The following is an 11,241-nucleotide window of genomic DNA, read 5'->3' as shown; positions in this document are numbered from 1 at the left end:
ATCGGTCCATCCCAATCAACTGAGTTTTCGGGATGCTGCGAGTCATATCATCTTCAAGCTGACACAACTGCCATCACAAACGCCGGGGAATGTCCCGAGAGATGTATTGGATATAGAACGCAATGCACGGCAATTTAAGTTGGATGGTAAACGGGAAAGGGCTTATCCAAGAGTGCTTAAAATGAGCAAAAACAAGTACCCAATTAGACCAAATAAAAATGCCGTTCACTCTTAAGTGAACGGCATTAGGCCTAAGGGCCGCTTTTTTGTGGCTGATTTTTATGCGTTTTGCCCATTCGATTAGATGATCTGCAGTTATTTATCATCTGATTGGATTTACGTTATTAATACTTATTAAAAATTCTATTTTCATAGATGACAATGTGAAGTTAACATTTTTATAACTGACTATTTTGTATGATATTTATCCTATAACATTAATAATGTAATAGGAGTCTGCATCAGATTATTAGTAAGATGATGAATTAATTTTTCTAATGATGAATTCAAAATAAAATCATTATAGAACTGAGAGGTTATCAGGCAGAATCAATTCTTTGAGTTGTTGGTAGTAGCAAAGATGCATGAGACGCAGATTATTGGATTACTTTGGCTGATTGGGATTATTGCCGAGGCGATGACGGGCGCTCTGGCGGCTGGCCGCAAGCAGATGGATTTGTTTGGTGTGGTGATCATTGGCTGCGCAACGGCAATTGGTGGCGGTACACTAAGGGATATGATGCTCGGAAATTACCCCTTAATTTGGGTTGAGCATGTGCATTACCTTATTGCGATTGCATTCGCTTCTTTGCTCACTGTCGCTATCGCCCCTGTGATGCGTTATCTGTCTAAGTTATTTTTGGCTATTGATGCCTTAGGTTTAGCCGTATTCTCCATCGTGGGCGCACAAAAGACGTTAATGCTGGGATTTAGCCCAACAATAGCCGTAGTTATGGGATTGGTCACTGGTGTCTTTGGTGGCGTTATCCGCGATATTCTGTGTAACCAAGTGCCTTTGATTTTTAAGAAAGAACTCTATGCGGTGATTTCACTACTGACGGCAGGCTTGTATATCGTCTTAAAAGCCTATCAGTTAACGGAATGGATTAATCTGGTTATTTGTTTAAGCGTTGGTTTTAGCTTACGGATGTTGGCGCTGCGATATCATTGGTCTATGCCGACCTTTGACTACCAATCCAGTGGCGATCAGCATACACATTAAATCGTAAAACCAAATCGTAGAAATAGAACCGTTAAACAAAAGGGCAGCTAAGGCTGCCCTGTTTTTTAGCGGTGAATTACTGCTGGGCTTGCAGGGTTTTCAAGGCTTCAAGGGCAGCATCATAGTTAGGATGCTCTGTGATGTTTGGTACTAACTCTTGGTATTGGAGCTTACCTTCTGCATCTATGATGAAAATGGCTCTAGCCAGCAAGCCGTAATCTTGAATTAACAAACCATACTTTTCACCAAAATCGCGCCACACGCTATCTGATAGCACTTTGATTTTATCTACGTTTTCCACTTTACAGAAACGCTTCTGTGCGAAGGGTAAATCGGTACTGATCGTTAGCATGATGACGTCATCGGAAAAATGGCCAACTTCGCTGTTGAAGCGCTTCGTCTGCAGTGCGCAAACACCTGTATCTAGGCTTGGCACGGCACTTATCAGTACAGTTTTACCCTTAAAATCACTTAGCATCACTGGCGTGAAATGCTCATCAACGACTTTAAACCCCGGCGCCATTTGCGACAATTTTGGTCTTTTCCCTTCTAAGGTGACTGTTTTTTCACCCATTAAAACCTGTGTTTTCTCACTGGCGAGTGTATTGGGGCTCATCAGAACTAGGCTATAAATACAGCTTGCGGCTAAAAATGAAACATATTTTTGCATTGGATTTCCTTACACATGAATATCTGTGCCTTCGCTAATATCTGTCCATTAAGGTACGCTAAAATGATGCGTAGAACCATAAAAAAAGGCCGGTAATTACCGACCTTTTTTATCCACTAATTGTTATTTGCTTAGCGGTAATTCTTTGACATGGATATCCATTTGTGGGAATGGAATACCTATATCTGCAGCGTCTAATGCATTTTTTATTTGCTCAAGCAGTTGGAAACGTGCAGTCCAATAATCAGATGTTTTTACCCAAGGACGAACCACGAAATTGATTGAAGAGCTAGCCAATTCAGAAAGTCCAACTGTATATGCTGGATCTTTTAACACATACTGGTTGTTATCTAAAATATCGGTCAATACTTTTTTAGTGAGTGCGATATCGGCGGAATAAGATACGCCGATCACTAAATCGATACGACGACTATCCATTGCTGAGTAGTTAGTGATAGTGCCATTCATGATAGATGAGTTTGGCGCTACGATAACTTTATTATCAGGAGTGCGAAGCTTGGTTGAGAATATGGTTATTTCATCAACAGTGCCTGCGATACCTGCAGCTTCAATATAGTCACCTACGCGGCAAGGGCGGAATAACACCATTAACACACCCGATGCAAAATTAGACAGAGAACCTTGTAGCGCTAAGCCTATTGCTAAACCTGCTGCACCGATAACGGCTACCAGTGATGCGGTTTGTACGCCAATTTGGCCTAACGTAGCAATAACCGCGAAAACAAATACCACTGCCCAAGCGAGGTTCGCGACAAATGAAACGACTGTCGGATCAACTTTACGGCTGTTCAGTAATTTACGAACAAGCTTCTGTGCTACGCCTGCAAAGTATTTACCAACAAAGAAGATGATAATGGCGAATAATGTTTTTAAGCCATAAGTCACAATCAGATCTGGTGCTTGCTTTAATAAACCTTCGAGGTTTTCCATTGAATAACTCCCTAAATATACGCTAACAAAAATTATTTATTATTGACGATAAATTCTACTCGTCGATTTAAACTGCGCCCTTCGCTAGAACGGTTGTCCGCTACAGGTTCAGATATACCTTTACCTATTACGGTAAAGCGATTTGGATTAAAGCCATAATCTTCAACCAAAATACGTTTTACATTTTGAGCGCGTTGAAGTGATAGTTGATAATTAAACTCTGGTGTACCAACGATATCTGTGTGGCCTACTAAGGTTAATTCAGCATCATTTGTTTCTAAGAATGCTTTTACTAAGGCTAAAGTTTTCCATTGAGAAAAGTCAACCTCGGCAATGGCAAATTCAAAATACACCATAGCTGCAGAAATATTATGACAATCTGTGTTTAACTCAGCATTTGAATGACTCATATCGCAAACTGGTGATGCAGTCATTTCCACAGCGACTTCTTCCACACAACCATTAGCCATAACAGGTGTATTTGGCTCTGTGTTAGGACAGGCATCTTTGATATCTGGCACGCCATCTCGGTCAGTGTCAGACCAAGCAAATACCTGTGATGTTAGGCTTAAACTTAATAGCAAAAGCGCTAGCTGAATCCATCGAGATTGGGAGTTTTTCACTACAAATCACCTATTGAACGATAAGTATTAGTCAAAATTACTAAAGCGAACGCATTGTTGTAGCATGACCATCTTAGTGTGGCATTCTAACGAGTAAGACTCTTTTCGCCAAGCTAAACGCGTACAAGCGTCCGTACATCGACAGATAGATATCGGCAAGATCTTGAGTATATTTATGTTTTTATTAGTAGATGTCAGTATGTCGATACTTGCTTCAAGCATGAGCGAGGTTCTACATCGGTAAATTTGTCGACAAGTATGACGATAAACTATACAAAATAAGCCTTTAGCGCTAGAGTCTTGAGCCCATTATGCGCCAAGCAAACTTTAAGTTGAGGACAAGATGATAGATTTACGCAGTGATACTGTTACCCAGCCAACAGCAGCCATGCGGTTAGCCATGTCCAGAGCCGAAGTGGGTGATGATGTTTACGGTGATGACCCTACGGTAAATAGTTTGCAGGATATGGCTGCGGAGATGTTTGGCTTTGAAAGTGCATTATTTACCTGTTCGGGTACTCAAGCAAATTTATTGGCTTTGATGGCCCATTGTGATCGTGGAGATGAGTACCTGTGCGGTCAGCAGGCTCACAATTATAAGTTCGAGGGCGGCGGCGCTGCTGTCCTAGGCAGCATTCAACCTCAACCTTTAATTAATCAATTAGATGGCACTATTGCATTAGCTGACATTGAAGCCGCAATTAAGCCTGATGATATCCATTTTGCTCGTACTCGTTTGCTTAGTTTAGAGAATACGATTGGCGGTAAGGTTCTCCCGCAAAGCTATTTGGCGGACGCGCAGGCATTAGCCTTTAATCGCGGATTAAAAATTCATTTAGATGGTGCGCGAGTTGCCAATGCTGCGGTTGCGCAGAATATTGCAATAAGTGATATCACGGCGCACTTTGATTCAGTGTCGATTTGTTTATCCAAAGGATTATGTGCGCCAGTCGGCTCATTACTCTTAGGTGATGAACGCTTGATTAAGAAAGCCATTCGTTGGCGTAAAATGCTTGGTGGTGGCATGCGTCAAGCTGGGATACTTGCCGCTGCGGGTAAGCTTGCTTTAACTGAGCAAGTACAACGGCTTAGTGAAGATCATGACAATGCAGCGTACTTAGCTCGGCAGTTGGCAGAATTCAGTGAGTTCGACGTCAATTTAGCCGCAGTACAAACTAATATGTTATTTGTTACATTAGCATCCCATATTGATGCGAACTTATTGGCTAAACACTGTCGAGCGGAAGGCATCCTGATAAGCCCAGGGCGTACGCTTCGGCTTGTGACTCATAAAGATGTCAGCCGTCAGGACATAGATAAAGTGTTGCGTGTTGTTAAGCAGTACCTCAAAGCCTAAGTGTGGATTGATTTTCAGTTTTACTGAAATGCCCGAGCTTTGTCTTGGGCATTTTTATCGGCAGATATTGCTTAATGTTGAATTATTAAGCAATTAATGAATGATTTGCTAAAACAAGCTTTAGACAACAGGCGAAATGTTTGCGTTTATCTATACTAAAAACAACAAGATTATATCGCTAAGGTAACTTTAGGTTGAAGCCTAATAACAATACTAATAAAGGGGTCGATTATTGGACAAATCGGATCAGTGAATTGGAAATGCCAGCACTGTGTTCGACTGTTAAATCGCTAGAAAAGCTCGCCAAGGATGACGTTTCCTCTCTCGCATTACTCGGGCGTAGCGTGATGCACGATAACGCCTTAACCTCTCGTATTCTTCGAGTTGCTAATAGCGCTATTTACCATAAAGGTAGTAGCCAAATCTCCACTGTCAGCCGAGCGGCTATAGTGCTTGGTTTCGATGCGGTGCGAAATATCTGTATCACAGCCAAGTTACTCTCAAGCTTGTTAGAGAGTAAAAATTTGGCACCTAACGTATATCAAAGATTAATAAAGTTGATGGCTAAAGCATTTCAAGCAGCCATGATTGCACGGATGATGTTGAGCCATTATGACGAAGAAATGCAGGAGGAAGCTTTTATAGCCTCTTTACTGTATCACATAGGTGAGAGCGCTTTTTGGAGTATTGGTGGTGAGTTCACCGAAGAGTTAGATCTAAAACTGCGTGAATGTGTAACGCCAGCAGAGGAACGAAGTATAACCCGCGAAGCCCTCGGCACTTCTTTTTCACTATTAACTCAAAGTATTGCCCGCAATTGGGGATTGGGAGAACTTTTGGTCCATGCAGTTAATAATCCTGAAGACCAAAGACCTGAAATTCGGTCTATTTTTATTGCGGATAAGCTCTGCGATATTTTATCTCAGCCTAATCTTGATAAGCAGGAATTAGGGAAACGTATCACGCAAGCGGCGAGTTTTACTGGACTAGAAGAGAATGAGTTTATGGTGCGGATGCAACGCTGCGCGAATGCGACCCATAAGTTAGCTGAAGTATATGGTGCTAAGGTGTTGCTAGACTATCTACCAGATCCTAAGCGTATGGTCACAGTTAAACCTGTTCCACTTCCCATTCCGTTAGATATGCCAGTCTATCAAGTTAACTTGAATATTCAGTTAGCTAAGCTACGAGAATTAACAGGCTTCGCCATTAATAAAGCCGATTTTAACCAAATCATGCAAACGGTTCTCGAAGGTATACTTGAGGGCGTTGGCGTTGACCGGTGTGGCGTGCTGTTATTGTCACCAAGCCGTAAACAACTTCAACCTAGAGTGATATTAGGTCGTGATGCAGATGCCATTAAGCAAGAGTTTATTATCGATTTGAGCGATAGGCGGGGATTATTTTACCAAGCGATGGAGCATAAGTTACCGCTTTGGGTAGATGATCCTAGCTCTAAGAAATGGCAAGAGCAGTGTAAAGAATTACAAGCGCAACATGTGTCACGTCAAGGCTTTTTATTAGCACCATTATTAGTCGATAGTAAAGTGATCGGGTTTTATTATGCGGATAGGGGCCCTTCGGAAAGGGCATTTGAAGACGTGGATTTTCAAAGTTTCATCCACTTCTCCCAATTAGCTAATGTGTGTTTTACTGTGTCCCTGAGATAGCGATATAACTTAAGTGATTACTTTTTTAAGCGATTTAATTTCAAGCTGTATTCTTTCGAAATTGCACTCTTTCAAACCGTATTTTGGGGAGTGCTGCGCTATTGTTTGTTTGCGGCTTTAATCTCGGCAGTTATTTGCTTAGCTACCTCATTAGGAATGGGAAAGCTTAAATGGTATTGCGCTATTTCCCAGTTGCCATTGGTTTTGATTAAAGTGCCAGTTCCTCGACTGACGCCATAGGCTGGACTATTTAATAACTCGTCAAACAATATGACATTACCGTGTTGGATTAAATGACGCTCAGTTAAATCATAGCGCCAACCTTTTGTGGGGCGGGAGTAACGTTCAAATTCCGCCATTCCCCAGCGCTCACTCGCATCCGTGCCAATAAAAATGCCGTCTTTTCGGTACAGGGCAAAGTATTTATCCCAATTGGCATCGCTTGAATATTGGTTGAGTAAATCTAATACGTGAGCCGCAGCTTGTTGATCAGGATTCGAAGTCGTTTGAGCGCTTTGTGTTGGCGAGTCCTGTGCCTGTACGCTTACATTAAGGCCGCCAAGCATTAACGCGCTGAGCAGTAACCCCAAGGTAGCGCGATTAATATTGGAACCTTTAACTGAGAATGCATGAGTGTCTTTGAGCATTTGCGTGCCTCTACTTTTATGGGTTAATGCCAGTTTATCGGATCGAGTTGATAAAAGCGGCTTAGTTCCCGATACAAGTCTGGGTGTTGTTGGTAAAAATCCTCTGGTTTCTCAAAAAAGACTTCGGTGATGACGGCAAAAAACTCAGCGGGATTAGTTGCACCATAATAATTAAATAATGAGGGTGTGCCAAAATTTGCACAGTGTTGTAATTGGGTAAATTCCCTACTTAGCACTTCAGACCAAGTGCTGTAGTCGGCAAAATGCTGCAGAATGGGTGCGCCATTGGCTTGGCCATCTTCTTGATCGAGCTGATGGGCAAACTCATGGATTACGACATTATTACCATCATGGGGATCGGCGGCGCCATCTAAAGTATTTCTCCATGAGAGCACAACTTTACCGTATTCCCATGATTCCCCTGCCAGCACATTGCGTTGTTCCCACACGATACCGCTAGTGTCTTTATGTTGATTATTGACGATAAAGGCATCGGGATAGACCAAAATCTGTTTCAGTTTGGGGTAAAAGTCGGTTTTACGATTGAGTAGCAGTAGACAGGCTTGGGCCGCGATTGTGACTCTTACTTCATCCGTGATCTCAAAATTATCGCAGCCGATAAAGACTTTTTCATCGATGAAAATTTGGATATGCCGTTTGAGTTGCAGTTGTAGATCTGCGGGTAGAGCATGGAAGTAAGGCAGTCTTTTTTTGAGAATGCTGCGCCATTCTTTTGGAAAAGGTTTCATCGTGACTCGTCGACGATGTAAGGTCCTGCGCCAACGACTCGACAGTAGCCAGGTAATTGCGCCAATTCCTAGGATAAGCGTGATAACAATAGCGAGCATACTTCCCTGACTTTATCCTGATTAACTTAGTATTAGCTAATGGGGGTGAAGTCAGCGTAACTCAATCCTCTGGTGAAAAAAGAAACTGAACAGTCGCCGCATTTTATGGTTAGGAATAGCGAACTGGTTGGTTTAGTCGTGTCTCTGTACGATTGCGACCTGTTAGTTTGGCGTGATAGAGAGCCTCATCAGCTTGATTAATTAAGCTATTCGTATCCATAGGTTGTGATCGCTCCCAGCAAGTAATACCAGCGCTGATGGTCAGTATGCCGTCATGGGGGGAGTCTTCATGTGGTATTTTTAAATTGATGATTTTATTGCGTAATATTTCAGCAAAATGATATGCCTCCTCGAGATTGCTCGATGGCAGTACTATCATGAACTCCTCTCCGCCATAGCGGGCAAGCATGTAAGTGGGTTGTTTCAAGATCGATTTGGTGGCATTAACGATTTTCTTAAGACATTGATCGCCTGCGACATGACCATACCTGTCGTTAAATTGTTTAAAATTATCAATATCAAACAGAATTATACCTAGGGGCATGTTGTGGTCCCTTGCATACTCTAATTCTTTTTGTAGTTGTAAATCTAAATAGCGGCGATTATAGCAGCCAGTTAATCCGTCGGTTTCGGCCATGCCTTTAACCTGAGCTGCGTAGCTTTTTAATGTCTCTAAGGAGCTGACCATTTGCTGGAGCTCTAGGTTATCAGTGACAGGCATTCTGGCGTCGAGTTTTTCATTGGCAATGGCATTCATTGCATCTCGAGTCGCCATGACAGGCTTGATGATTCCCTTAGTGATAAAGTGCCAACTGGTGAGCCAGATGAAGAAGCAATATAAGATGCCACTGCAGAAAATTAATACGATAAATGCGGTGCTATCGTTTTTAAGTTCGCGGCCTGTTTGCTGAATTTCATTTTCAACTTGGTTAACGAGATCCTGCGTATAGGTCGCAACGATTTGTGCGGCATCAGCTTGGTATTCTAAATGCGCATTGGCGATATGAGTGCTTCTAATTGCTTTGCGAGAAAGTTCAAAGAGGTTGTCTTCACCGACCATGGTCTGTTTTATTTGTGATAACAAATTAAAATATAAGTTTTTATCGCCACCGATACTATCAAGCATAGCCTCCATGCTTAACAGCAGTCGCATAGCATCTCTTTGGGTTTGGTTTAGTTCAACTAGATTGTGGATGATATTCACTTGAGTTAACTGGGTAAATAAGTGTTCTCCTAGATGACTAAATAAAGATAGCTGCTGATTGGTATTGATATTTAAAGCAATCTGGTCAACGTTTCTCAGCTTAAGCTGACGTTCAGAGTCCGTATTAATACGCTGAAATTGGGTTTGCATTTCATCGCTAAATCCCGACGCCATAGATGTTAAGTTTGCTTGAATATTGGCTGCCTGTGAATTGGCTTGTAAGGCAGTATCGGTTAACGTGTTGAGTAATGGCAGTTGTTGTAAGTAATACAGTTGAGTATCTAAGGCGTGATTTAATTCTTGCTTATTGACAGTAGAAGTTTCTATTGAGGCCAGTAGTCGTGAGTCATTGATGAGTAATTCCCATTGTGCAGAAAGTTCACCTAACAGGCTAGTTCTTTGTTTTTCATCATAATAGTTATTCAAGCGTGCAGTAATGATTTGTAGTTTTTCACTGTTTTTTGCCAGTTGCAGCGCGGTGGTGACTTTTACCACATCTACCCCGACTAAGTGTTCAATTTCTGATTTGAGTTGCTGTGACAGTAATATGGCGACAACACCATTTAATAGCGCCATGCCCACTATGATATAGAAGGCTGAGGTTATTTTTTGTTTCAAACTTTTCAGTGGTTTAGTGCTTGGCATTATTTTCTTTGTCAATAGCAGGTACCTCTCCATAGGTATTTTGGAGGTGTTTTATCTCTGCACTTAATTTAATGAAAATATCTTCACTGTTAGCGGGTCTGCGGCTTGCGCTAAAACAGGCGTGGCTGAGTTCAGGGTAAATTTGTCCCATGGCAGTACTGGTGAAATGCCCAAAGGATAAGACCTTAGTAGACCAAAACATATTGGCTATGTGGCTTGCCTCAAATGCGCCAGCTATGCCTCTTAAAGATTCATCTTTAAATTCTGGGGCTGTTACTACATCCATACGACAGGGATTACCACCCCCCATAGCATAGGCATGTTGTGCCTCATAGGTGCCCATATATTTGAGCAGCCAATAGGCAGCTTGAGGGTTTTTGCTGTCGTAGCTAACGGCAAAGGCATAAGCGCCATTGTAGGGATAACCGCCAGGCACTTGGCTTACGGCTAGACGCGCGCCGAGAATGTTCTGTTCAACTTTAAAGGATTTATACCACAGATTATTGTAGGCAAAAGGCCACATTGCCGCTTGACCTGTCGCAATAGCATTAGCCGCTTCATTGAAAGCAAACTGCTCGTTAGCGGGAACAGCATAGGGCATTAATTCGCGATATTGCTTGGCCGCTTCAATGGCTTCATGGTTGATGGTAGGCACTTCAAAATGGGAGATCTGTTTCTGGCTGTTATAGACGGGCTGCATCCAAGTGCCACCTAAGCTCCAAATCATGCTAGAGAATTCATCGTTAATATGGGGCTTATCACCCGACATTAGCGCTAGACCGTAAAAGTCATGAGTCAGTATTTTATCCGCCAATATAGTGCCTGCTTTACGAGTGAAGAACTGAGCTTGATCTCGTAACTCTGTTAAGGTTTTTGCTGGTGCGAGTGGATAGCCAAACTGACGCAGAAACTGAGCTTTTTCAGTTTTATTATCAAAGAGATCTGCTCGATAATGATTTCCCATAACATAATTGTTATAGGGAATAGCATGGATTTCACCTTGATAGGACAAGATGTTAAGTAGGGATGGGTAATAGGGTTCTAGGTATTTCTCCATGGCCTTTTCGCCATCGGGATCGTAAAGTTTAGCGAGTTCAATTAAGGGCACTGTATAACCATTGGCAGCCCATTCTTTAGCCCAGCCCGCTTCCATTGTGAGTAAATCGTATTTGCCTGAACCTTGAAGTAAATTCTGGGTCTGTAAGTTAAACATATCCTCTAATTCAGTACTGACCACTTGCACTTTTACGCCGGTTTTTGCGGTGAATTTAGGTAACATTTCTTGAGTTAAATAGTCGGTCCAAAATCCTTTTTCAGCGACCAAAGTAATGGGGGTTTTGTTTGTTAGCGGCGGGATTTGTGCCAATGAAAATTCTGCGTAACAGGGCATCATTATCGCTGCGG

10 protein-coding genes and 1 pseudogene are annotated in these 11,241 nt (G+C 42.2%); 4 read left to right on the top strand and 7 right to left on the bottom strand.

Going from position 1 to position 11,241, the window contains the following annotated elements:
- Positions 1-235 (top strand): annotated as a pseudogene (locus L5M38_RS15775) (IS4 family transposase); the annotation flags it as partial.
- Between the two features lie 345 nt (positions 236-580).
- Complete coding sequence (locus tag L5M38_RS15770) at positions 581-1,222, top strand: trimeric intracellular cation channel family protein (protein WP_028761275.1); 642 nt, start codon at positions 581-583, stop codon at positions 1,220-1,222.
- Positions 1,223-1,298: 76 nt separating this feature from the next.
- Here the strand turns inward: L5M38_RS15770 and tpx are convergent, their stop codons facing one another.
- The 3 genes from tpx to L5M38_RS15755 form a co-directional block, all read right to left on the bottom strand.
- Entirely contained in the window at positions 1,299-1,892 is a 594-nt protein-coding gene (gene tpx, locus L5M38_RS15765) for a thiol peroxidase (protein ID WP_105251878.1), read from the bottom strand.
- Between the two features lie 123 nt (positions 1,893-2,015).
- Positions 2,016-2,843, bottom strand: coding sequence for a mechanosensitive ion channel family protein (locus L5M38_RS15760; protein WP_028761273.1), 828 nt, complete (start codon positions 2,841-2,843; stop codon positions 2,016-2,018).
- Between the two features lie 32 nt (positions 2,844-2,875).
- Positions 2,876-3,466 carry an OmpA family protein gene (locus L5M38_RS15755; protein WP_263179623.1) on the bottom strand — a complete coding sequence of 197 codons (591 nt, stop codon included), beginning with the start codon at positions 3,464-3,466 and terminating at the stop codon, positions 2,876-2,878.
- A gap of 343 nt (positions 3,467-3,809) precedes the next feature.
- Here L5M38_RS15755 and ltaE point away from each other — a divergent pair, with 343 nt between their 5' ends.
- Both ltaE and L5M38_RS15745 read left to right on the top strand, forming a co-directional pair.
- Positions 3,810-4,823 carry a low-specificity L-threonine aldolase gene (gene ltaE, locus L5M38_RS15750; protein ID WP_263148737.1) on the top strand — a complete coding sequence of 338 codons (1,014 nt, stop codon included), beginning with the start codon at positions 3,810-3,812 and terminating at the stop codon, positions 4,821-4,823.
- A gap of 194 nt (positions 4,824-5,017) precedes the next feature.
- Positions 5,018-6,493 (top strand): HDOD domain-containing protein, encoded by a 1,476-nt coding sequence (locus L5M38_RS15745; protein WP_263179622.1) that lies wholly within the window; start codon positions 5,018-5,020, stop codon positions 6,491-6,493.
- A 98-nt stretch (positions 6,494-6,591) separates the two neighbouring features.
- Here L5M38_RS15745 and L5M38_RS15740 read toward each other — a convergent pair whose 3' ends face one another.
- The 4 genes from L5M38_RS15740 to L5M38_RS15725 form a co-directional block, all read right to left on the bottom strand.
- Positions 6,592-7,140: a nuclear transport factor 2 family protein gene (locus L5M38_RS15740; protein WP_105251882.1), complete on the bottom strand. Its 549-nt coding sequence runs from the start codon at positions 7,138-7,140 to the stop codon at positions 6,592-6,594.
- 23 nt (positions 7,141-7,163) lie between these two features.
- A complete protein-coding gene (locus L5M38_RS15735; protein ID WP_263165742.1) occupies positions 7,164-7,988 on the bottom strand; it encodes a zinc-dependent peptidase in 825 nt (274 codons plus the stop codon).
- Positions 7,989-8,097: 109 nt separating this feature from the next.
- Positions 8,098-9,837, bottom strand: coding sequence for a GGDEF domain-containing protein (locus L5M38_RS15730; RefSeq protein WP_263179621.1), 1,740 nt, complete (start codon positions 9,835-9,837; stop codon positions 8,098-8,100).
- The gene (locus L5M38_RS15725; RefSeq protein WP_263148749.1) at positions 9,824-11,227 is read right to left on the bottom strand and encodes an ABC transporter substrate-binding protein; all 1,404 of its coding nucleotides are present in this window, start codon (positions 11,225-11,227) and stop codon (positions 9,824-9,826) included. Before L5M38_RS15725 ends, L5M38_RS15730 begins: the two co-directional genes overlap by 14 nt.
- Positions 11,228-11,241 lie beyond the last annotated feature (14 nt).

The sequence above is a fragment of the Shewanella sp. SM101 genome (assembly GCF_025654465.1).
GTDB classification, from domain to species: Bacteria; Pseudomonadota; Gammaproteobacteria; order Enterobacterales; family Shewanellaceae; genus Shewanella; species Shewanella oncorhynchi.
This window is presented reverse-complemented; position numbering and strand designations above follow the sequence as displayed.